Genomic DNA, 22,280 nt, shown 5'->3' on the forward strand with positions numbered 1-22,280 from the left:
GCAGGATTCTGGACAGTGGCCGCCGCCGCTTGACAGCTAATTATTCCGTCTCAGACAGGATTACTCGAAAAAGTCCTCATCGATTTCCAGCAGGGTCAGTGTCTGCTTGGGCTGTACCCCGACGCCGTAGCTCAGCATCAGCGTGGTCAGTTGCACACCGTCCACCAACACGACGCGGTCTTGCGCTTCACCCTCGGCGTAGGCTTTGGCATCCGGTGTATAGCGCGAAGTAGTGATAAATACCCCTCTGGTCGCCCGCTTGCCGTGCAGCGCCCCCACGAAACCCTGCACCTCTGGGCGGCCCACCGACTTCCCTTCGCCGTACCGCTTGGCCTGGATGTAGATGTTCTGCACGCCCAGCGGGTCAAGTTTAATGATGCCGTCTATGCCGCCGTCGCTGCTACGCCCGGTGTGGCTTTTGCTGAGCAGCGTCGCCAGTTCGCGCTCGTCTTTACCGCCGTAGCCCATCGCCCACAGTACCCGAATCACCGCCCGCTCAAAAAACGCCGGGGAGCCTTCGCGCAGGCGGCGCAGCAGTTCTACGGCGAGGTCATCATTCAGCTTGTCTACTGCGGTAATGGCGGCGTTTTCGGGGTCTTGTTCTTCAGTCTGCGGGAGAACCGTAACGACCTGCGACGCATCTCCCCGCGCACTCTGGCGCTGCCTACGCTCCGCCAGATATTTCTGCCAGCGGGGTTGTGTTTCAAAAACAGTCTCAGTCAGCGTGGTGCTCACCATCGGCAAAATCTGCCGTCCCGTTTCCGAAATCTGGTAAACGCCTCGCTGAGGCTTGACCAGAAAACCAGCGCGGTACAGGTTGCTACACGCCCAGGTGATCCGGTGGCGTACTTTCGGTTCACCACTGGGGATTCTCTCGGCCAATGCTTCGGGCGAAAGCTGCGCCAGTTCGGTCACGGCGTCTTTAATCTGGTTGACTTGCCGCGCCACACCATCTCCCATAAATTTCAGCGTAAGGGCGTTAAATTCGTCAAAGCTGGGCATCGTGTTACGCATAGCTTCAGCCTACTTCCGCCCCGCCCGCACCTGTCCCAGCGCCAGCCGCCGCGTGACCGCCCCCGCCAGCTTGACCCGCTCGGCCAGCGGCAGGCCAGTCACCACCACCGCCACCGGCTGCCGAGCGGCGCCGAGGGTCTGCGCGGGCGTGTCGGGGCCGATTTCCACCATGCTGGACACCATCTGAGTGGGCGTTTCGCTAAGCAAAATGGTCACTTCCTCGCGCCGCTCGAACATGCCGCTGAAGGCCCGGAACTGGCGTGCAATGGGCAGGGCCACCAGCGCAGCAGTCAGCGCCAGCCCTAGCAGCAGCGTCAGCCAGAACGGGGTGCGCAACAGGCTAAGGGCCACCAGCACTACAAAAGAAGCGGCAATCACCATCCAGGGTTTCAGCGGGCCGTAGGCGTTTCTGGCGGCGCTTTGCACCGCTTCCATCTCGGCGGGGGTGGGCTGGTTGGTCGGGCCGCCGGGCATCACGCCCTGCACTTTTACACCCTGCGCTTTCAGTCCGTACAGCTCCACACCGTCGGTCCAGACTTTACCCGCCGGGCCGCTGTAAAGCAGTTTGCTGGGAGCCGGAGCGGGGGCCATCGGGGTGCTGGTCATGTGCCAATCATAGAAGCTAGCCAGAAAACATGGCTGTAATACGGATTCCGCGAAACCCGTATGATGTTCCTACTCGCATCCGCTCGGATTGATTCAGAACTGCACCGAATCAATCGGAATCCGTATAATAAGGATTGCGCTACATTCTGCCCGCAGTCGGGGGGCGGTTAGACCCCTTCCTGGGTGCCGTTTTGCCAGCAGTCGGCAGTCCGTACTACCAGTTGCCTTCCAGCGTGACCCGCGCCGTTCCCGCCAGGCTCTGGCCCGGTTGCAGGGTTCGCATATCTACCCCGCCCACCCCCCGCGCCGCCAGATTGAAGGCGTCGGTGGCGTGCGTCACGGGTTCCAGCGCCAGTGAGCCGTCTGGGGCTGTAAACACGATCAGGTGAGAGTACACGTTATCAGCGGTGATGGTCAGCGCCCGGCTGCCCCAGTCAAGTCGCGCGGTGCCGTCCCAGGCGGTGTAGCCCCGGTCTATGGTGCGCTCACCGACGGCGTGGGGCGTGCGGTAGTCCTCCTCGGGGCGCAGCGGGCGCGGGCCAGCCGTGGGCAGCATCCGCTCGTCGGTGTCGTAGGCCAGGCCAGCGCCGAAGCTAAGTAGTGGATCGAGCTTTTTACCATCCGGGCCATCCTGTTTGCGGTGGTAGTACGGGTGCAGGCCCAGCCCGGCAGGCATTTCACTGCTGTCCACGTTGGTCAGCGTGACGGTGGTATCGAAATGCGGCCCGCTCAGACGGTATTCGATCAGGGCGGTAAACGCCCAGGGCCAGTTGATGTCGGCAAAGTCCTGGCTGTTGAAGCTGCACACCAGCACGCCGTCGCCCTTGGGCCTGACCTGCCAGGGGCGGTTGCGGACGTCACCGTGCTGCGCGAGACCGTCTTTGGTGTTGACCCGGAGCTGAATCTCGCGGCCCTGAAACGTAAAATGCGCGTCGCGGATGCGGTTGCTGTACGGCAGCAGCGAAAAGCTGGCGCACTGGCTGCTGGTCTGTACGTTCGCCAGGTCTACCGGGCGCATGACCGGGCGGCCCGAGGCGGCTTTCAGGTTCAGGATGCTGGCTCCTAGATCGGGCAGGACGTCCAGAGTGTAAAACTCGTTGCTGAGGCGCTCGATCCGGTGCGTCATGGCTTGCCTCCTACAGCGGCGGGGCGATCAGCGGCAGGGCGATTGCGGGTCGCCTCATACAGCAAAATCCCGGCGGCCACCGAGGCGTTCAGGCTCTGTACCTGCCCGCGCGTCGGAATTTTCACCAGGGCGTCACACTTTTCGCGCACCAGCCGCCGCAGGCCCTCGCCTTCCGCGCCGATCACCAGCGCCAGCTTGCCAGAAAAATCGGTTTTGGCTGCGTCCTGGGCCGCCTCGCCCGCCGCGCCATACACCCAGACGTTTTCCTGCTTGAGCTGGTCGATCAGCCGGGGTAGGTTCTTGGTCTGGGCCACCGGCAGATAACTGGTCGCGCCCGCCGCCGTCTTGGCGACCACCGGCGAAAGCGGAGCGCTGCGGCGTTCCTCGACGACCACGCCGTGCGCCCCAAGCACCTCGGCGCTGCGGATAATAGCCCCAAAGTTGCGCGGGTCGGTAATGCCGTCGAGCAGCACGATCAACAGGTCCTCGTGCCTTTCCTCGGCACGGTCCAGAATGTCATCCACACTGGCCCAGGCGAGGTCCTCGACTTCGGCCACAATGCCCTGGTGCGCGGTGGTGCCGACCAGTTGGTCCATTTCGATGCGCGAGGTCCAGCGCACCAGAACGTCGAGTTCCTTGACCTCACGCACAAAGGCTTCCTCGACCCCTTTGGCAAGCAGCACTTCACTGACGCGCCCCTCACGCAGGGCTTCGAGTACGGGATTCCGGCCATAGAGCAACATAAGAGCAGTCTAGGTCAAGCCACCGGAAGAGAGAACTTCTGGCGGCCACTTCCCGCCCGCTGAAACTCCAATAGACCTTTTGCAACAGTCGCCCGGTTACTTCACTTAGAGCATTTTGCAAAAAGATGGTGCTCTTTTGACCATCTTTTTGCCGAGTGGAACGAGTGAAAAAGAAAGAGCAGGACGTAGAATGAAGGGGGCGGCAATGTTTTTCCGACGTGCCCATCATTCGGAGAACGGCTCTAGGTTTGCTCCTGCTTGCCCTGCTCGGCGAAAGCGGGGATTCCGGGCGGCCCGGCCCCCACTGTCGCAAAAGGTCTATTCCGTCTGGAGTTTATTTGCCTTTCTCCGGCAGCACACGGCTTTTTAGCCAGACCGCCAGATCGTCCACGGCCAGCGGCGGCGTGATCGCGTAGCCCTGAGCGGCGTCGCAGCCCAGATCGCGCAGCACGTCGAGCTGGGCATAGGTTTCTACCCCCACCGCCGTGACCGTCAGGCCCAGGCTATGCGCCAGACTGATGGTTCCCTGCACCAGCTTCAGCGATTTCTCGTCGCCGGGAAGGCGGGTGGTCAGCGTCGGGTGCAGTTTCAGGCCGCTGAGGGGAAACCGGGTCAGGGCGCTCAGGCTGCTGTTGCCATCGCCAAAATCGTCCACGATCAGGCGGCTGCCCTTCGAGCGCAGGCTTTCGAGCACTTCCAGGGTTTCGCTGCTGTGGTCGAGCAGACTGCCCGCGCTGACCTCAACGTCCAGAGCATTTTGCTTGCTCATCAGCGGCAGCAGGCGCTGGGCGGCTCCGGGGCGGCGCAGTTCTTCGAGGCTCAGGTTGACGCTGGTGCGCCAGTCGCTCTGGCCCGTCGCCTCGCGGATCAGGGCGCGCCCCCGGCCCGCTTCGTGCAGCACCCACTCGCCGACTTCGGTAATCAGGTTGCTGCGGCTTGCCAGCGGAATAAACCGCGCTGGAGAGATGTTGCCTAGTCTGGGGTGCGTCCAGCGCAGCAGCGCCTCCGCGCCGATGGTCCAACCATCTTTCAGGCTCACAGAAGGCTGGTACATCAGGGTGAACTGCCCGGCAGACACGGCCTGTTGCAGGTCGGCTTCCAGCTCGAAAGTCTCGGCTTCCTGATCGCGCAGACCCGAATTAAAATGCTGCACCTGCCCCCGGCCCTGGCGTTTGGCATATTGCAGCGCCATATCAGCGTCGGCCAGACCCTGCTCGGGCAACTGCAACGGCACATCCGCCGTGCCCAGCGTAAACGTCACCGGCACCAGCCTGCGCCCAGCCCGTAGCGGATCGCCTAAGGCGGCCCGGAGCAGCTGCCCCCCGACCTCCGCCGCCAGTTCTGGCAGGTAAATGGCAAAAGCGTCGTCGGCCAGCCGGGCCGTGCGGCCCCCGTGTTCGGCAGCCAGATCATTGAGCCGCGCCGCGACTTGAATCAGCAGCAGATCGCCCGCCGTGCGCCCGAGCGCCGCGTTCAGCGCCCCGAAACCGTCAATATCCAGGCAAGCCACCATGCCTGAAGCGCTGCCCTCACAGTTGAGCTCGGTCAGCAGGGTTCGCAGCCCGGCGCGGTTGAGCAGCCCCGTCAGGGGGTCATGCACGGCGTCGTGCCGCAGCTTGGCCTGGGCGCGGCGCAGGGCCGTCAGGTCGTTGAGCGTCAACAAGATGCCGGGTTTTTTGCCGCTCTGGGCCTCCACACTGGTCAGGCGAACTTCCATATGGCGGGTCACGCCCCCGGGCAGGCCGATCAGCACTTCACGGGTTTTGGGAAGGGTCAGGTCCTTGAATTCGGGAAGGGGCAGCGGCGCACCCTCCGGGGTATAGACCCGCACCCCCATCTGCCCGGCCACACGCGAAAGGCTTAGACCGGTCAGCTGCGCGGCGTCAAGTTCGAGGAGCGCAGCCGCCTGCTGACTGACCAGTTGGGTCCGGCCAGCGTGGTCTAGCATGAGACTAGCCGCGTCGCTCATAGACAGGGCCTGTGAGGCCAGTTGACGCTCGGCCTGGGCAGCGTTGACCACGGGGCCTTCCAGAATGATGCAGTCTGGTGCCGACGGATTGCGCCGGGCGGTCAGCGGCAACACGCAACCGCCCGCCAGGAGAATCTCGGCGCGGGCCGTCGTCGCCGCCTGCTCGACCAGTCCACGCAGGGCCGCCGCCGCCGTCTCGCCAAAGCAACTCCAGTCCCAGATCGGAATTCCGGTGGCCCCTTCAGGGTTCACGCCCGTGACAGTGCCCAGGCCACGGCTGAACTGCTGCACCTTACCAGCGGTATCCAGCAGCGCCAGAGCAACGTCGGTGTCGAGCAGGGCCGCCAGTTCGCCGAGGCGGACATATTCGGGGCTGACATCCTGTGAGGTCCACAGCACTCCCGCCGCCGCGCCGCCGAAATAGGGTTTGGCCTCGCCGCGAATCCAGCGCCCGCCGATCTGCTCATCTCTCAGACGAACCTGCCGCCCCCCCGCCGCCGCCCCGAGCTGCGCGGCAAACGTAGAAGGCTCCGGAAAAACCTGTGAAAGAGGCTGCCCGATCACGCCAGTTTCGGCCAGGCCGAACACCTCTAGGAAGCTGCGGCTTACCTGCCGGAAGCTGAGGTCTGCCGAGAGCCACGCGGTCGCCGCCGGAAGCTGGGTAATCAGCATGTCGACCTCGCGGTTGGCTCCCTCGGTACTGGCCGCCGAGAGCAGCAGCGTCAGCACATGCACCGCGCCGGGGGGCACCGGGGCATCTTCGGACCACAGCAGGCCCAGCAGCGCCCCGTCACGCGTGATCCAGGCCAGATCGCCGTGGCTGAGCCAGTCGTCCGGGGGCACCAGCTCCGTTCCATGTTCCTCGCTGAGCGGACCGTCACCGCGCACGTCGAACACACGCTGCCCCACAGAGGCCAGCAGCCTCGCGCCGGGGGCTTGAGTACGCAGCAGGTCACGCAGCGCAAGGTGAAGGGCGGGATCGGTAGCAGAAGATGCGGACATAGGACGTAACCTCGGAGAAAAGAGAGGAGAAAAGAGAGCAGTGAGAACAAAATGTCAGAGATCCGGTATGCAGGGAACATCCGGAGTTGGCCTCTAGCCTCTACCTTGCCACGACAAGTCTTACCGCCTTCATGCAAAATTGCCGTCCCGCTGGCCCTCCGGTCAGTTAACAAGTAGGCGGCGTGCAGCAAGGGCTATAGCTCTGCTGCGCCGGCTGATAGGCCTGGCCTACCCCCGGCCTTCCAGCAGATTTCCACCCCCGCCACCCCCCCAACCGGACGCGGGGCAGAGCTTTCGCTGGTACCAGGAACCCAGATTTTTCCTTACCCATATTTCAAGCTGGCCTAACCAACTCGCTCTATGCTACGAGGCGTGAAACCTAACCGCGCCCTCCTTGTCACCGGCACCCTGGCCCTGACTGCCGCCGTCGCCTACGCGCAGATGGGCGGCTATACCAGCAGCAGCGTCGGGAACACCACCACCGGAAAAGCCCTGCTACAGGTGCTCAACGACCTCAACCGCTACTACCTGTACCCGGTCGACCAGGAAAAACTGCTGCGCGGCGCGATCAACGGCGCGGTGGGCAGCCTCGACGACCAGTTTACCTACTACACCGAACCGAGCAACAACGAAATTGACCAGCAGAACCTCAGCGGGCAGTTCTACGGCATCGGCATTCAGCTGATCTCGGCCAATGCCGACGGCACGGGCGGCAAAGTAGACAACGTGTTCAAAGGCGGCGCGGCGGCGGCGTCGGGCGTGCAGATCGGCGACGTGTTCGTCAAGGTCGGCGACAAGAACGTGGTCACGGCCAAACTCGACGACATCGTCAAGCAGGTGCGCGGCGAGAAGGGCACACCCGTGACGGTGACTTTTGCCCGCGACGGCAAACCCTACACCGTCAGGATGGAGCGCCAGCCCGTGAACATCGTCAGCGTCGAGGAAACAGTGCTGCCCGGCAATATCGGTTACATCGCTCTGAACACCTTCTACAACGACAAGGCCAGCGAACAGTTCCGCGCCGCCGTGGCCGACATGAAAAAGAAGAATGTCAAGGCCCTGATTCTGGACCTGCGCGACAATGGCGGCGGCCTGCTGAGTGCCGGGATCGACGTGGCCGACCAGTTCCTGCAATCCGGCCCCATCGTCAGCTTGCGTGAGCGCGGCGGCAAACCCCAGGTCTACGGCAAAGCCACCAGGCAGAGCAGCGACTACACCGGAAAACTGGTCGTGCTGGTCAACAAGAACAGCGCCAGCGCCAGCGAAGTGGTCAGCGGAGCGTTGCAGGACACCAAACGCGCCACCATCATCGGCGAGCAGACCTTCGGCAAGGGCGTGGCCCAGGTGCCGATCGAGTTACCCGACGGCGGCAAGATCGCCATAGTCAACAGCGCGTGGATTACGCCGCTGGGCCGTGAGATTCATAAGAAGGGCATCACGCCCGACCTCGTGGTCAGGGATACGCGCTACACCGTGCCGCTCAACTTTATCGGCAGCGGGGCCGAGCCCGGAACCAGACTGAACCTCACCGTCGAAGGCAAACCCGTAACCGTCACCGCCGACAAGGACGGCAAATTTACCTACACGGGCGAGATTAGGCGCCCCGTACACAGCACCACCCAGGGCGAGGCCGTGGTCAACGTGAACAACGACGCCATCTTGAAAAAGGCGCTGGAAACGCTGAATTAAACTGGACACTTTGAGTTAGAGCCACTTTGAGGTAGAGCCACTTTGAGGTAGAACAGACCCGACGAAAGCCGCCCGCCTGAAAGCCAGTGGGCGGCTTTGTTGTGCGCTTATACGAAGTTGATCCGCCAGTTATACAGACTGCCGCACCATTGCGCCACAGTCGGGAGTGCTGGCGCCTCATAGCCCCGAGCGGACCCGTAATAAGAGCAGTTGTCGGGGCAAAACGCTACGCACAAGGGTCAGGGTAAGGCGGGATCATGGGGGGCAGTGTGCCGGGCAGGGTATCACGCGTGCCTTTCCAGGCTGACAGGACTACCATAAGGCCATGCCCAGACCTCAACCGCTGGATTTTTCTGCGCTTCTCTCGGCGCGTGCCCGCACCATGAACGCTAGCGCCATCCGCGAGATTCTCAAGATCACGCAGCGGCCCGACGTGATTTCCTTTGCCGGGGGCCTGCCCGCGCCCGAACTGTTCCCGATGGACGAGTTTCGCCGCGCCGCCGACACGGTCATGACCAAATATGGCCCGGCCTCCTTGCAGTACAGCACCACCGAGGGGCACGCGCCGCTGCGCGAGTGGATCGCCGCCCGCAGCCACATTCCGGCCAGCAATGTGCAGATCACGACCGGAAGCCAACAGGCCCTTGACCTGCTCGGCAAAATTCTGATTTCGGAGGGCGACACCGTGCTGGTCGAAGCACCGAGCTATCTGGGGGCGCTGCAATCGTTCCAGCCGTATTTGCCCAGCTACGCCGAAATGCCCACCGATGAGGGCGGAATCGACGTGGACGCGCTGGAAGGGCTACTGAAAGCCGGGAACGTCAAGTTGCTGTACGCCATTCCCAACTTTCAGAATCCCACCGGGCGCACACTGAGCCTGGAGCGCCGCCGCCGCCTGGTCGAACTGACCGCGCAACACGGCGTGCTGGTCATCGAGGACGACCCTTACGGCGACCTGCGCTTCAGCGGCGAACCGATCACCAGCCTGTATCAGCTGGGACTGGAGCTGTGGGGCGACGTGGATCAGAACCACGTTATCTATTGCAGCAGCTTTTCTAAGACGCTGGTGCCCGGCCTGCGCGACGCCTGGGTGCAGGCCGCCGCCCCGATTATCGGCAAACTGATTCAGGCCAAGCAGGGGGCCGATCTGCATACGCCCACCCTGAACCAGATGATGATTACCGAGCTGCTGCCGCTGCTACCCACGCAAATCGAGAAGGTCAGGCGGGCTTACGGCGAGCGGGCCGGAATCATGATGGACGCGATGGATCGCCTCTTTCCGGCGGGCGCACAGCACACCACGCCGCAGGGCGGAATGTTCCTGTGGGTCACGTTGCCCCACGGAATCGACACAGCCAAGATGCTGCCCCGCGCCGTGGAGCGTCAGGTGGCCTACGTGCCCGGCAGCCCGTTCTATGCCAGGGGCGGTGGCGAGAACACCATGCGCCTGAGCTACAGCTGCTCGACCCCCGAACAGATCGGGCGCGGCGTGCAGGCGCTGGCCGACACTATCCGCGAGAGCCTCGACTGATGAGCACCCGCCCAAGTCGCTTACCCCGTACCCCATGACCCACCCGCTAAGCAGCGCCGCACCCATAGGCGTCTTCGACAGCGGCGTGGGCGGTCTGAGCGTGCTGACCGAACTGCGCCGCGCCCTGCCCCACGAGAACTTCATCTACCTCGCCGACACCGCCCACCTGCCCTACGGCACCCGCGAGGACGACGACATCCGGCAGCTGACCGCCCGCGCCGTAACTGCGCTGCACGGCCAGGGCGTCAAGGCGGTGGTGGTGGCGTGCAACACTGCTTCGGCCTTTAGCCTGGACCACCTGCGTTCGCACTTCGCGCTGCCGATCATCGGGCTGGTTCCGGCAGTCAAGCCTGCGCTCAAGGCCACCCGCACGGGCGTGGTCGGCGTGCTGGCAACGCCCAGCACCATGCGCGGCAGCCTGCTGCAAACCGTGATTCGCGAGTATGCCGAACCGACCGGAATTCAGGTTGTTAAGGCTGCCAGTCCCGAACTGGTGCCCCTGATCGAGACTGGGCAAGCGAACAGCCCACGCACCCGCGCCGTGCTGCGCGACATCCTGACGCCCATCGCCGAGGCGGGCGGCGATCAATTGGTGCTGGGCTGCACCCATTACCCCTTTTTAAGCGGCAGCATTCGCGCTGAGTTCGGCGATCAGTTCGCGCTGGTCGACAGCGGCGCGGCGGTGGCGCGGCACACCCGCAACGTGCTGGAGCAGTCCGGACTGCTGACCGAAGTCCCGCAACCGGGAGAAGTCCGTTACCTCGTGACTGGCGAGGTAGAGGCGGCCCGCCCGCAACTGACCATGCTCAGTGGGGGGAGTGCCGGACTGTTCGCTGCGCCTAGCCCACTCGACATCGCTGCCATTCAGACCTGAACGGCCTACATCACAAGGTAGCTTATGACCCAGACCAATTTACCCGTCCGTGAGGGCCGCGACCTGCTGACCCCGCGCCCCATAACCGTCAAACGCGGAGTCAATCCGCACGCGCCTGGCAGCGCCCAGCTGAGTATGGGCCGCACCGAGATTCTGGCAACGGTGACCCTCGAAGACAAACCCGCCCCCCACATGCGCGGCAGCAAGGAAGGCTGGCTGACCGCCGAATACGCCATGCTGCCGCGCTCGACGGCCGACCGCCAGGCCCGCGAACGCAACCTGCAAAACGGGCGGCGACATGAAATTCAGCGCTTGCTGGGGCGGGCGCTGCGTTCCAGCCTGGACCTCAAATCTTTCCGCAATCAGACGCTGTATATCGACTGCGATGTGCTGGTGGCTGACGGCGGCACCCGCGTCGCCAGCATTCTGGCCGGACACGCCGCGCTGCACGACTTTTGCGAGCACCTGATCAACACGGGCAAGCTCAGCGAGTGGCCGATTATTCATAACGTCGGGGCAATCAGCGCTGGGCTGCTTGGCCACGAGGTGCGGGTAGACCTCGACTACGCCGAGGACAAGGTGGCGCGGGCCGACCTGAACGTGGTCGCTACCGACACGGGCCTACTGATCGAGGTGCAGGGCGGCGCGGAAGCCGGGCCTATTACTGTGCAGGAGTACGCCGCCCTGCTTGAGACCGGAGTGACGGCGGTGCGCGGCGTGATGGCCGAGCTGTCGCGGCAATTGGCGGTCGTTCAGGGCTTTGGGCATTCCTACTCGCCCTGATCGGTGAAAGCGGCGGTACGGGGCGGCCCGACCCCCACTTTTGTAAGAGGTCTATTCAGCCTGCGCTGGCCGCTTCTTGCTCGCTTACGCTAAGCGTTTCCTTCCCGGAGCGCAGTTTGCGGCTTTCGAGGTCGGCGTGCTGGGTCAGGTAACGCAGCCAGCCCTTGGCGGTCAGCGGCCCCAAACCGTTATGCTCGACCACGAAGTCGTCGTCGGGTGGGTTGTGGTGCAGTTGCCGGGCCAGTTCCACGGTGCGGGCGCGGGTCTGCGACAGGGTGCTGCGCAGTTGGGGCAGGCCGGTGCCGCTGGGTGGGCGGTAGCCCTGGTACTCGTCCTTCACGAATTCTTTTTGCCCCAGCGCCACCTGAATCCGGCTCTGACCCCAGCGCTCTATGCCGATGATATGTGCCAGCACCTCGCGGTTTTCGGGCGTATCGCTGGCAGCCTCGGCCCGCTGGGTCAGATAGGTGCCGCCGCGTTCAAGGCTCTGGCCCAGATCGGTGAAACTGCTGCGCCCCGCCGGTTTTTCGAGGACGTTTGCCACGACAAAATCCTTGATTTCGCCCTTGTTCTTGCGGGCCAGTAAGGCCGCACCCACCGCAATGCCCACGGTGGCAACCGTGACGACGGCAGGCAGGAGACCTCTAGTGTTCTTCTGCGTCATAAAATCAGTGTAGAGCCTGCATCCTAACGAAAAACTGAGGCTTCCTTTACTCCGCCTGAGCGACACAAACCTCAAGTACCTCCTGCGGCGTAGCGATCAGCGACACCCGCGAGTCGGGCGGACAGGGAAGCTGATCGCGCAGCATCAGGGGGTGCGCCAGGGTAAATTCCGGCAGGCTCAGGCCCAGGCCACGTGCGCCCCAGCTGTAGCCTTTGCCCAGTCGTCCGCCCTGCCGGTCGACACCCACGCAGGCCAGCACCACCGCCCTGGCCCCTTCCGGGATCAGGCGGGGTTCGCCCACAGCCGACATCTTGCTCAGACTGGCCCCCGCCGGATCAGTCAGCCGCCAGTACCAGCCCGCCTTTTTCTGGTGGGGCACGTACAGCACCTTGCCGCTTTCCAGCGCCAGCTTTCGCAGGGGCAGCAACGCCCGCTCGGGGCCGACAATCAGGGAATCCAGGGCCGCCAGCCGGGGATGCGCCAGCAGCTGTCTGGCGGCGTCGCGTGCGCCCTTGAAGTTGGGGCAGTGGCCGTGCGGCGGCAACGGAAAAGAACACAGGCGCGTGCGCTCCAGGGCGTTCCAGACCGCTTCCCGGCAGGCACCAGCAGTCTGCGGCGGTCTGGGGGGAGGCGGCAGCTCAGCCCTCGCCACCGCTGAGGTCTTCCGGCCCCGGTTGGCGGGTCTGGCCGGGGGTCGGCTCCGGGAACTCCGGGTTCGCCTTGCGGTCGGGCACACGAGCGTGCGTGGCGGCCCGAATGTGGTACTCGCCCATTTCCTGCTCGGGGCGCACCTTGTAGCGCGTGACCTTGGCGGGCACCCCCATGGCAATGCCGTGCGGCGGAATGTCACTGCGGAGCAGGGCGTGGGTCGCCAGCATTCCGTCGTCGCTAACGATGCTACCCGCCAGCACGGTGCTGTGGTAGGTGATGCGTGCCCCGCGCCCGATGACCGTTTTACGCAGAGTCACGTCGGGGCCGTCGAGCACGCTGTGCGTGTGGCTGTAGATGTTGACGTAATCGCTGATCGAAGCGCCGTCGTGCAGTTCGATCCCGCCGATATCGTCGAGCAGCACGTAGCGGTGCACCACCACGTCGTCCCCGACTTCCATGTTGTAGCCGACGCTGAATTCCACGTTCTGCCAGCACTTGAAGTTGCGGCCCACCTTTTTGAAGATGTGGCCCGCCAGCACCCGCCGCAGCGGGATGCCCGTCACAGGGTTCTGGCCGAAGGGAGTCAGGTCCAGGTTTTTCCAGAGCCACAGCAGCGGCTTGACCTGCTTAAAGCGCTCCTGGTCGGTCGCCATGTAATACTCGGCCTCGAAGGTGGCGTTGTTGGCGTCGCAATTGAGCGCAGCCATGGGCATGTCAGAAAGCAGCGTGGCATAGCTGCGGCCATACATCACCTGGGCCAGCACCTCACGGCACAGCTCGTAACGGTCAGTCGCCGGATCGGTGAGCCTGGCCTCCAAATCCCCGAGAAACTGGTCGAAAACGCTTTGGGCGTCCGAATTGATGCTGATGGGCACGAGCCAGGTCACGCCAGAAAGTGTAGCAGTTGATAGGAAAGGTCAACCGTCATCCTATCCAGCACTCTTTGTCTGAGAGTCTTTCATCTGGGCCTGATCTGCACGGCTAAAGTTAGGAAATTATGAGAACCTTGCGGTTACCCTCATGCGTATCTGGGTAAAACGCCCGAATCCCCTGTGCGGCGCAGTTCTACGAAGCCGCTCGGAGGGGTACCGCAATCATAATCCGGCAAGTACTGAACACTGTGAGTACGTCAACGGCGAAACACCGACTGAATCGTGTGAACGTCCTAAACCCGTCCGAACTATTACTAGTTGTCGAACTTGTCGTACCCGGCCGCCACACGGCGCTGCGCTCCACGGGCATAGTCCATCTGCATCTCGACAGTCTCATGTTTGCCCTCGGTAAAGGTACTGTCGTGAATCCAGTAGTTCAGGCGGTTGTCCCCGAGTTGCACCCAGAATTTGTGGGGGTCCGCGACATCACGCAAAAAGGCCACGTGATCGTATTCGTTCTGCTGCGCCCATACCTTGATGTCGTCCAGCACACGCACGGCTTTAGGATCAGTCATCTGGAACTCGTGACCGTCTGACTCGTTGATGAACTTGATGGTGACCATAGGCTCAGCTTAGGCCGCTTCAAGCTGATTTGAACATGAATTGACTGAACGTATCTTGACCAATAGCCTCATGGCGCACAGGCTATGCTCGGCAGCAATGCCCGGCCTTAAAGTCACCACGCTCAACGCCAATGGTCTGCGGAGCGCCTTACGCAGGGGGCTTGCGGCCTGGGTCGAGCGCCAGCAACCCGACGTGCTGCTGCTTCAGGAAGTTCGCGCCGGGCCGATGCCGGAGGCGCTTCCCGGTTACGCGTCGGCCTGGTTTCCGGCGCAGAAGGCGGGCTACAGCGGCGTGGCGATTTTGTCGCGCCATGAACTAAGCGACGTGCGAACCGGAATGAACCACGTTCAGATGGACCATGAAGGCCGCGTCATCAGCGCCGTGATCCAGGGGGTGCGGTTTGTCAGCGTGTACCTCCCCAGCGGCAGCAGCGGCGAGGAGCGCCAGGGGTTCAAAGACCGCATCCTGGGCGAATATCAGGTGTGGGTAGAAGGCCTGCTGGCGGGGGGAATACCCCTGGTGATCGGCGGCGACTACAACGTGGCCCACCGCGAAATCGACCTGAAAAACTGGCGCGGCAACCAGAAAAACAGCGGCTTTCTGCCTCATGAGCGCCAGTGGATGACAGACCACCTGCGGGGCGGCCTGACCGACACCCACCGCCTGCATCTGGGCGACACACCCGAATACACCTGGTGGAGCAACCGGGCCAACGCTTACGCTAACAATGTCGGCTGGCGCATCGATTATCTGCTGGCCGCCAGGGTGCATATCCGTAACGTTGGCGTGGACCGCGAAGCCTGCCTTAGCGACCACGCACCGCTCTCGGGGCAGGTCGAGTGGCCGCAGGAATGAGGAATATAGACTTCCGGTTGAAGGGGCCTGCCCGCCTCCCGACTGCGGGCGGAATTGAGCGCAGTCCGTATAAGTCTGTCAAAAAGCGTAAACATTCGGTCAGAGTCGACGTGATATGCTGCGCGTGCTGTTGGGAACTGCCGTGACAAACCGCAAAGACCATGAGGGTCCGCGGAAAGTGTTGGCGCAGGCAAGCCCGAATGAAGCGAAGATTGTCGGCGTCGGCCCCCATGAGAGGAATGCACGCGGTACGCCAGGGCCAAGTGGGCCACGTACTAGCCGCACCACACGCAAGACTACAAGTGCTCATGGGCGTGAATCGGCCCGACTGGGTGCGTAAATGCCAAAAATGAAGAAAATGGCTGAGGCGGTCAGTGCGACCAGCACCGAAGCCGAAACCGTGAAGAAAACGAAGAAAACCGCTCAGTCCAGCGCTGAGCCTTCCGCCGCCTCCAGTGCGGCCAAACCTCCGAAGGGCAGCAGCCGTAGCCCGAAAAAAGCCCTGGCCTCCTCCCGTTCAGAACCGTCCCAGCCGGAGCCGTCCCTGTCAGAATTACCAGCCCCAGGAGCTGGCAAGTCGCGCACCAGCCGGGCAAAAGAGACGGGCGCTACGGCTAAGGGCACCACCTCTAAAAGCCGCCCACCTGAACCCGGTTCGATTAAATCCAGCGCCGTTGAACCCGCTGCTGTAGGAACAGCAACACCAGAACCTGGGGCGGCTCCCCTTGAGCGCAAGCCGCGCAGCACCAGAGTGGCGCAGGCGATAGCGCCCAGTGAACCAGTTTCCGCTGTTCCAGCACTTTTGCCAGAAACAGTCGAAGAGGCGGCCAAGCCCCGACGCGGACGTCTGCCCCGCACGGTGAGGGAAAAAGTTGCAACGCTGCCAGCAGAGCAAGACGCTCCGGCTGCGGACAGCTCTGCCTCTACCTCTGCCGCCCAGCCCCCGGCCCGCCGAGGCCGCAAGCCGAAGCAGGCCCTGACTGAGCCCCTTGCGGAGCAGCTGGCCGAGCCGGTGCCGGTGGCCGGGGCCGCTGCCGCCGAACCCGTACTCCTGGAACGGCCCAAAAAACAGCGTGGGCGCAAGCCTAGAGGGGCCCCGGAAACGGCGCTGGCCGAGGTTCTCGATGGCGTCGAAGCTGTACCTGTCGGGCCTGTAACCGCTGAGCCTGTAACTCTTGAGCCTGTAACCGTTGAGCCTGCACCTGTCGAAGTCCCAGCCGCCCAGAGTGCAGAGCCAGCTCCAGCGGCCCTGGCTCCAGCCGCCGTAACGCACGAAACCAGTGAGCCTGCGCTAGACCTCACCACGTCCGAGCAGGCCGTGCCGCCCGCCAAGGCCACTCGCCGGGGCCGCAAGGGGGCCGCCGCGCAGGTGCAGGCACCAGAGAGCAGCGAGGCCGCAGCAAGCGCTGTGCAGACGCCGGAAGGCGCACTTGAGTCAGCGTCAGCACCAGAGCCGGAGTCACCGCAAGAAGCACAGCCGGGGCCGCACAACGACCTGGCCGACGACGCCGAGGTGCAGGAACAGGTGGCGTTGGAGCAGGTGCAGCCCGAACAGTCGCTGGTGCTGACCCAGCTGCGTAAAATTGGCCGCCCGATTCATGTCCGCGACCTCGAAAAGACCTTTACGCGCCAGGCACTCGAGCGCATCGGCGGCTGGCGCAACCTGACCGACCTGCTCGAAGAACTGGCTGAAAGCGGTCAGGTGATCCGTACCCGCAAAAAAATGTACGGGCTGCCCGAGGCCATGAGTCTGGTGCGCGGGCGCTTCCAGGCGTCGGCAGCGGGCTTCGGCTTCGTGATTCCCGACTCGGGCGGCGAGGACTACTACGTCCCCGAGGGCAAAACGATGGAAGCCTGGAACGGCGACATCGTCCTGGTGCGCATAGAAGGCCGGGGCGACAGCCGTAACGACAGCGGGCGCGGCGGCTCGCGGCGTGGGCAAAAAGGCGACGGAAACCCCCGCGCCAGCGTGGTGCGCTTCGTGCAGCGGGCCTACAAGCAACTGGTCGGCACCCTGGAGTTCAGTCACGGCCACCCCATTTTGAAACCTGACGATCACCGCGCCCGTCACCGCATCCTGATGCTGCCCGAAGGTCTAGAAGACTTGGAAGCCGGGGCACGCGTCGTGTCCGAGCTGTACTGGCCCGAGATCACCGGCGAGGACGAGGTGTTCGGGCAGGTCGTGCGCGTGCTGGGCACCGAGGACGACCCGGTAACCGAAACGGAAGCCGTCATTGTCAAGTTTGGGCTGCGCGGCGATTTCCCTGAGGAAGTGGTCGAACAGGCGAACGCGATTCCGGCCCAGATTCCCGCCGAAGCCCTGAAAGACCGGCTTGACCTGCGCTCGTTTAACATCTTCACTGTCGACGGGCGCGATGCCAAGGATTTCGACGACGCCATTCATATCCAGCCCACGCCCGAGGGCAACTTCGTGGTGGGCGTGCACATCGCCGACGTGAGCCATTACGTGCGTGAAGGCACGCCGCTAGACACCGAGGCGTATGCCCGCGCCACCAGCGTGTACCTGCCGGGCCGGGTGCTGCCCATGCTGCCCGAGCACCTCAGCAACGGGGTGTGCAGCCTGGTTCCCAACGAAGACCGCCTGACCATGACCGCGCTGGTCGAACTCTCTGCCGAGGGCGAGATTCTTAAAGTGCAACTCGCGCCTAGCGTGATCAATTCCAAGGCGCGGCTTACCTATGACGAGGTGCAGGCGTACAGCGAAGCCACCGCCACGCTGCCTGATCACGCCCGGCAACTCGAGGGTGACCTGCACCTGCTGCTTAAAATCACGACCAAACTGCGCCAGAAGCGCCTGCGTGAAGGCTCGCTGGACTTCAAGCTGCGCGAGGTTAAGGTGGATGTCGGCCCCGACGGGCGCATGGAACTTATTCCCATCCGCGAGGAAACGGCGCGGGGGATGATCGAGGACCTGATGCTGCTCGCCAACAAGGTGGTCGCCCATTACCTGATTGAACGCGAGATTCCGACCCTGTTCCGTATCCACGAGGAACCCACGCTGCAACGCTTTCAGGACGTGAGCGCGGCTATCGGGCGGCTCGGGCAGGCCTTCCCCGGCGGCCAGCCAACCCCACAGGCGTATCAGGCGGTCTTGAAAGCCGTGCGCGGCACCCCGCGCGAAAGCGTGGTCAATACGCTGCTGCTGCGCTCGATGCAGCAGGCCAAGTATGCGGGCGAGAATGTGGGCCACTTCGGGCTGGCGTTTGACGAGTACTTGCACTTTACCAGCCCGATTCGCCGCTACCCCGATCTGGTGGTTCACCGAACGCTTAAGCGCGTGCTGCTGGGCGAACTGCGGGCCGGAAGCCGTGAGGTTGCCGCGTTTCAGGCCAGGCTGCCGGGCATGGGCGAGCACACCAGCGACGCCGAGCGCAAGGCCGCCGAAGCCGAGCGCGACCTGACCAAGTACTACCAGTGCAAGTGGGCGCAGGAGCACAAGGGCGAGTCCTTCCCCGGCACCGTGTCGGGCGTAACGGCCAGCGGTCTGTACGTATCGCTGGAAAACGGCGTGGAAGGCAAGCTACACATCAGTTACCTCGACGACGACTACTACGCCTACATCGAGGACGCCCAGATGCTCAAGGGCCGCCGCACCGGGCAGAGTTTCCGTCTCGGGGATCCGGTCAACGTCACCATTCAGGAAGTCAAACCCATGGCCCGCCAGATCGATCTGGTCAAGGCCGACCCCACCAGCCCCGATTACAGACCCGGCGATATTAATGCGCCGCAGGAGAACGTCATGGATTCACCCGTCAAACCCCGTGCCCGTCGCCGCGAGGACCGCGAAGCCGAACACCGCGAAAAGCTGGCCGCCGTGCCTGTCAGCGCCCCCAAGAAGTTCACCCTGGACGAGGACGCCGCCACCGAGACCGGACTCCCGCGCCCACCACGCGAAGGCGGCAGCTACCGTCAGGGCCAGCGTCCCCAGGCAGGGCGGACACAGGGAGGACGCCGTGAGGAGCGCACCTTCGGCGGAGTCAGCATGAACGGCCAACGCACTGAAAGTCAGCGCGGGCGCAGCGCGGGCGGCTCCCGCCGGGTGATTACCCTTGAGCGCCCCCGCAACGAGCACCTGCGCCCGGTAAACATTACCGTGCAGCGCATGTATTTTGGAGATTGGTCGCTGGACAACATGCCCCCAGAAGAAGGCCCCAGCCAGGCCCGTGGCGGGCGTGAGCGCGGCTACAACCGCCAGGAACGCAGCGAACGCGGTGGCCAGATTTCAGGCACTGCCCGCAGCCAGACTCGTGGCGGCAGTGACCGCCCCGCCGTGCAAAACCCCAATGGCCGCGCTGCCCGGCAAGAAGCAGCCCCGGCAGCGGCTTCGGCCAGCCTGTCAGCCCAGCAAAGCCTGACCGAGCACACTCTGGCCCCGCAAGGTCTGGTTCAGCCTCAGCACAATCTTGCCTCGCCCAGCGCCGCCCAGACGGCTCAGTCGGAAGAAGCCAAACGCCGCCGCCGTCGCCGGGGCCGCCGCACGCCCGGCGCTCCGAGCAGCAGCGAGTAAAGGCCGGGTCAAGGCAACATCGCCAGGAAAATACGGATTCCGCTAAATTCTGGTACAGCTGGGACGACACCTCCTGTACCGCCATACTGCGGAATCCGTATTTTTCCTTCTCGTAGCCGCTCGGATTGACTCTGAACTATCCACATTGGCCGAAGCTCTGGGCCAGCGTAAAGGTTCCGGAGCACTGTCTAGGCGACTGAACCGCACTCCGCACTACTCTGTAACCACAGGCACCGTTTCACGCAGCACTTTTTCATCTGGCTTATGCTGCGGCGCATGTCGCCTATGCCGCCGCGCGCCGCCCACCGCCTCGCTACCGGTATAGGTGCTGGTCTGCTGACCACTTTGCTGGTTCCGCACAACTGGCCTGCCGAGGCGCGCATCCTGCTGGGCTGGGCGGGCTTTTGTCTGGTTAACCTCATCCGGCTGGCCCGGTTCCTAGACTATTCCCCGGAGCAGACGCGCCAGCTGGCCACCCGTGAGGACGAAACCCGCGTGGTGGCCGCCAGCCTGACGATCCTGTCGGCCCTGGTCAGTCTGGTCGGCGTGCTGTTCACGCTACACGCGGCTTCCCAGGCCAAAGGCACGCTTGCCTACCTGCTCACGGGACTGGCGGTTCTTACCGTTACGCTGTCCTGGCTGCTTATTCAGGCCGAATACACCCTGCACTACGCCCGGCGCTACTACACCGATAACGCGGGCGTGCAGTTCACGCAGCATGGCCGCGCCGAACCGCTTAGAGAACTGAATATCGTTGACTTCGCCTACCTGTCTTTTACGATTGGCATGACTTTTCAGGCGTCCGACATGCTGCTCGACACCCACAGGATGCGCCGCCTGCTGCTGGGGCACGCCCTGCTGTCCTACGGCTTTAGCGCCGTGATTATCGCCGTTACGTTCAGCGCCGTCGCTAGTATCGCTGGCTAAAGGGATGGGTCGGCTCAGGGGTCAAGCTGCGCCCCTCCCCATAACCCCTCTCACAAGTTGCCGCGCTATGCTGTCTGGCGCATGACCGTGCCGGACTCCTCAACCTCAACCTCTGCTCCCGCCACGCCACAGGTGATTGACGGGAAATATGAGGTGCTGCGCGAACTTTCTCAGGAGGGCAACCTCCACATGTACGAGGTCAAGGCTGCCGAGGGCGTTATCCGCCGCGTGGCGTGGTTCGATGTCACCACTCCGGCGGATCGCCAGCAGTTCCACGCCTACCGCACCGCCATCCGGGCCATTGCTCCGGCGGGCCTGACCGATGTCGTCGCCCGTCCCGGCGCGTATTACGCCGTGTGGCAGGACGTGAGCGGTCAACCGTTTCAGGACTACCTGACCCAGTCGGCCAAGCGGGTCAAGTCGCAAGAAGAGGTTCAGGCCGTGCAGAACCTGACCACTGCCCTGGCCGCCAGCGGCTTTGCCCTGTCGGACGCCGACATCGTTATGAACGGTCAGCTGCCCCAAGTGACTTACCTGCGGCCTCTTAGAACAAGCCGCACACCCGAGCAGATCGCGGTACTCAACAGTGCGGCCCTCAGCGCCCTAAGTGGGGGAAAGATCAAAGCGCCGCGCAGGCCGCTTGACCGCCTCGCGTGGCTTAGCTTTGTTCCTGGGCTGCTTTTTCTGGCCGGAGCGGGCCGATTCGGGGCGCAGGCCGCCCAGATCTATCTCAACCCACCAGTCACTCAGATTAAGGCCGTCACCGGACGCCCCGCCCGTGAGGCTGCGCAGATTTTGGTCAAGGCCGGCTACCGGGTCGAATATAATTACGGCGACAGCAGCGCGGTCAATGTCGGTTCAGTCATTCGCCAGGAACCGCCCGCAGGCACGCAGCTGCCGGTAGGCCGCCTCATTACGTTGACGGTCAATAAGCCCGAGCCGCTGACCGTGCCCAAGATCGAGGACATGACACTGGAACAGGCTAAGTCCCCCCTGAAAGACAATGTGCTAAAGCTGGGCAAGATTTCTAAGGTCGACGGAACCCTTACTAACACGCCGGAAGGCCGCATCATCGCACAGGTGCCTGTGCCGGGGGCGACCACGCAGCGCGGCCTGCCGATTCAGGTGCTTGTCAGTACCGGGATCAAGGGCAAGGGAACCTGGATCGCTCTGCTTGAAGGACTGACCTACGACCAGGCGCGTGAGCATGTGCGTGCGGCGGGCCTGGTACTCACCGACGTGATCAAGGAACCCAGTGACCGCCCGGAAAATACTGTTTTACGCCAGAGTCCCGCGCCGTTCGTACGTGTCACGGTGGGCAGCCCGGTTCAACTGGTGATCGCCACCGCCAAGTACACTCCGCCTAGCACCCCGGCAGGTAGCCTCCCTGTTCCACCGCCTTACGTGCCGCCGCCACCGCCCATCGAACCGGCCCCCTCCACTGGGCAAACTTCGCCTGCCACGGATCAGGCCACTGTCACGGATCAGACCGCTGCCACTGACCAGAGCACCGCCGCAGCGCCGACGCCCGACGCGACTCGCCCCGACGCCACCGGCGCCGCGCCCCCTACAGAAACCACCAACGAGGCGCGTACGGTCACGTTCTCCTACGTTTTCCCCGCCGATCTGCCTAGCGGAAACTACACGGTGGTTGTGCAGGACGCCGACGGCGAGCGGGAGGTGCTGCCCGAGACCGATTCGGCCAGGCTGGCCGGGTTCCAGGCCTCTGCTCCGACTAACGTGCGTGGCAATGCCGTGTTCATTATCCGGGCCAACGGGGCCGAATACGCCCGCGTCAATCCGCAGTAAAACGGGGAGCGTC

The 22,280-nt window shown here is 63.6% G+C and carries 17 protein-coding genes; 8 read left to right on the plus strand and 9 right to left on the minus strand.

All coding sequences use genetic code 11. The features are described from left to right. Positions 1-60: 60 nt before the first annotated feature. The 5 genes from QZ269_RS01250 to QZ269_RS01270 form a co-directional block, all read right to left on the minus strand. Complete coding sequence (locus tag QZ269_RS01250) at positions 61-1,014, minus strand: restriction endonuclease (protein WP_291423442.1); 954 nt, start codon at positions 1,012-1,014, stop codon at positions 61-63. Positions 1,015-1,023: 9 nt separating this feature from the next. Further along, positions 1,024-1,620, minus strand: coding sequence for a hypothetical protein (locus QZ269_RS01255; RefSeq protein ID WP_291423444.1), 597 nt, complete (start codon positions 1,618-1,620; stop codon positions 1,024-1,026). A 214-nt stretch (positions 1,621-1,834) separates the two neighbouring features. Continuing rightward, positions 1,835-2,746: an aldose 1-epimerase gene (locus tag QZ269_RS01260; RefSeq protein ID WP_291423445.1), complete on the minus strand. Its 912-nt coding sequence runs from the start codon at positions 2,744-2,746 to the stop codon at positions 1,835-1,837. Next, positions 2,743-3,489 carry a 23S rRNA (guanosine(2251)-2'-O)-methyltransferase RlmB gene (rlmB, locus tag QZ269_RS01265; protein WP_291423447.1) on the minus strand — a complete coding sequence of 249 codons (747 nt, stop codon included), beginning with the start codon at positions 3,487-3,489 and terminating at the stop codon, positions 2,743-2,745. The genes QZ269_RS01260 and rlmB overlap by 4 nt, the downstream gene beginning before the upstream one ends. 334 nt (positions 3,490-3,823) lie before the next feature. Next, a complete protein-coding gene (locus tag QZ269_RS01270) occupies positions 3,824-6,460 on the minus strand; it encodes an EAL domain-containing protein (protein ID WP_291423449.1) in 2,637 nt (878 codons plus the stop codon). Positions 6,461-6,901: 441 nt separating this feature from the next. Between QZ269_RS01270 and QZ269_RS01275 the strand changes: the two genes are divergently transcribed. From QZ269_RS01275 to rph, 4 genes are all read left to right on the plus strand, one after another. Next, the gene (locus QZ269_RS01275; protein WP_291423544.1) at positions 6,902-8,149 is read left to right on the plus strand and encodes a S41 family peptidase; all 1,248 of its coding nucleotides are present in this window, start codon (positions 6,902-6,904) and stop codon (positions 8,147-8,149) included. A gap of 325 nt (positions 8,150-8,474) precedes the next feature. Beyond that, positions 8,475-9,680: a PLP-dependent aminotransferase family protein gene (locus tag QZ269_RS01280; protein WP_291423451.1), complete on the plus strand. Its 1,206-nt coding sequence runs from the start codon at positions 8,475-8,477 to the stop codon at positions 9,678-9,680. A gap of 34 nt (positions 9,681-9,714) precedes the next feature. Beyond that, positions 9,715-10,554: a glutamate racemase gene (gene murI, locus QZ269_RS01285; protein WP_291423453.1), complete on the plus strand. Its 840-nt coding sequence runs from the start codon at positions 9,715-9,717 to the stop codon at positions 10,552-10,554. Positions 10,555-10,578: 24 nt separating this feature from the next. Further along, the gene (gene rph / locus QZ269_RS01290) at positions 10,579-11,337 is read left to right on the plus strand and encodes a ribonuclease PH (protein WP_291423455.1); all 759 of its coding nucleotides are present in this window, start codon (positions 10,579-10,581) and stop codon (positions 11,335-11,337) included. Positions 11,338-11,392: 55 nt separating this feature from the next. Here rph and QZ269_RS01295 read toward each other — a convergent pair whose 3' ends face one another. From QZ269_RS01295 to QZ269_RS01310, 4 genes are all read right to left on the minus strand, one after another. After that, on the minus strand, positions 11,393-12,001 hold the full coding sequence (locus QZ269_RS01295) for a DinB family protein (RefSeq protein ID WP_291423456.1): 609 nt from the start codon (positions 11,999-12,001) through the stop codon (positions 11,393-11,395). 46 nt (positions 12,002-12,047) lie between these two features. Next, on the minus strand, positions 12,048-12,653 hold the full coding sequence (locus tag QZ269_RS01300) for a 5-formyltetrahydrofolate cyclo-ligase (RefSeq protein WP_291423458.1): 606 nt from the start codon (positions 12,651-12,653) through the stop codon (positions 12,048-12,050). Beyond that, positions 12,640-13,539 carry an acyltransferase gene (locus tag QZ269_RS01305; RefSeq protein WP_291423460.1) on the minus strand — a complete coding sequence of 300 codons (900 nt, stop codon included), beginning with the start codon at positions 13,537-13,539 and terminating at the stop codon, positions 12,640-12,642. Before QZ269_RS01305 ends, QZ269_RS01300 begins: the two co-directional genes overlap by 14 nt. Positions 13,540-13,838: 299 nt before the next feature. After that, entirely contained in the window at positions 13,839-14,147 is a 309-nt protein-coding gene (locus tag QZ269_RS01310) for a hypothetical protein (protein ID WP_291423462.1), read from the minus strand. Positions 14,148-14,244: 97 nt separating this feature from the next. On the opposite strand from QZ269_RS01310, the gene QZ269_RS01315 reads away from it, so the two are divergent. The 4 genes from QZ269_RS01315 (at position 14,245) to QZ269_RS01330 (ending at position 22,267) form a co-directional block, all read left to right on the plus strand. Next, a complete protein-coding gene (locus QZ269_RS01315; RefSeq protein ID WP_291423464.1) occupies positions 14,245-15,003 on the plus strand; it encodes an exodeoxyribonuclease III in 759 nt (252 codons plus the stop codon). Positions 15,004-15,862: 859 nt separating this feature from the next. Next, a complete protein-coding gene (gene rnr / locus QZ269_RS01320) occupies positions 15,863-19,531 on the plus strand; it encodes a ribonuclease R (RefSeq protein ID WP_291423466.1) in 3,669 nt (1,222 codons plus the stop codon). Positions 19,532-19,807: 276 nt separating this feature from the next. Then, positions 19,808-20,458 carry a DUF1345 domain-containing protein gene (locus QZ269_RS01325; RefSeq protein WP_291423468.1) on the plus strand — a complete coding sequence of 217 codons (651 nt, stop codon included), beginning with the start codon at positions 19,808-19,810 and terminating at the stop codon, positions 20,456-20,458. 81 nt (positions 20,459-20,539) lie between these two features. Beyond that, entirely contained in the window at positions 20,540-22,267 is a 1,728-nt protein-coding gene (locus tag QZ269_RS01330) for a PASTA domain-containing protein (RefSeq protein ID WP_291423470.1), read from the plus strand. Positions 22,268-22,280: the final 13 nt, after the last annotated feature.

Source organism: Deinococcus sp. (genome assembly GCF_018260405.1).
Classification (GTDB): domain Bacteria; phylum Deinococcota; class Deinococci; order Deinococcales; family Deinococcaceae; genus Deinococcus.

Coding starts and splice junctions, on each gene's coding strand:
- QZ269_RS01270 (WP_291423449.1), bottom strand. CDS start 6,460: ATGTCCGCATCTTCTGCTACCGATCCCGCCCTTCACCTTGCGCTGCGT.
- QZ269_RS01325 (WP_291423468.1), top strand. CDS start 19,808: ATGTCGCCTATGCCGCCGCGCGCCGCCCACCGCCTCGCTACCGGTATA.
- QZ269_RS01250 (WP_291423442.1), bottom strand. CDS start 1,014: ATGCGTAACACGATGCCCAGCTTTGACGAATTTAACGCCCTTACGCTG.
- QZ269_RS01255 (WP_291423444.1), bottom strand. CDS start 1,620: ATGACCAGCACCCCGATGGCCCCCGCTCCGGCTCCCAGCAAACTGCTT.
- rlmB (WP_291423447.1), bottom strand. CDS start 3,489: ATGTTGCTCTATGGCCGGAATCCCGTACTCGAAGCCCTGCGTGAGGGG.
- QZ269_RS01280 (WP_291423451.1), top strand. CDS start 8,475: ATGCCCAGACCTCAACCGCTGGATTTTTCTGCGCTTCTCTCGGCGCGT.
- QZ269_RS01260 (WP_291423445.1), bottom strand. CDS start 2,746: ATGACGCACCGGATCGAGCGCCTCAGCAACGAGTTTTACACTCTGGAC.
- QZ269_RS01330 (WP_291423470.1), top strand. CDS start 20,540: ATGACCGTGCCGGACTCCTCAACCTCAACCTCTGCTCCCGCCACGCCA.
- murI (WP_291423453.1), top strand. CDS start 9,715: ATGACCCACCCGCTAAGCAGCGCCGCACCCATAGGCGTCTTCGACAGC.
- QZ269_RS01315 (WP_291423464.1), top strand. CDS start 14,245: ATGCCCGGCCTTAAAGTCACCACGCTCAACGCCAATGGTCTGCGGAGC.
- QZ269_RS01275 (WP_291423544.1), top strand. CDS start 6,902: ATGGGCGGCTATACCAGCAGCAGCGTCGGGAACACCACCACCGGAAAA.
- QZ269_RS01295 (WP_291423456.1), bottom strand. CDS start 12,001: ATGACGCAGAAGAACACTAGAGGTCTCCTGCCTGCCGTCGTCACGGTT.
- QZ269_RS01310 (WP_291423462.1), bottom strand. CDS start 14,147: ATGGTCACCATCAAGTTCATCAACGAGTCAGACGGTCACGAGTTCCAG.
- rph (WP_291423455.1), top strand. CDS start 10,579: ATGACCCAGACCAATTTACCCGTCCGTGAGGGCCGCGACCTGCTGACC.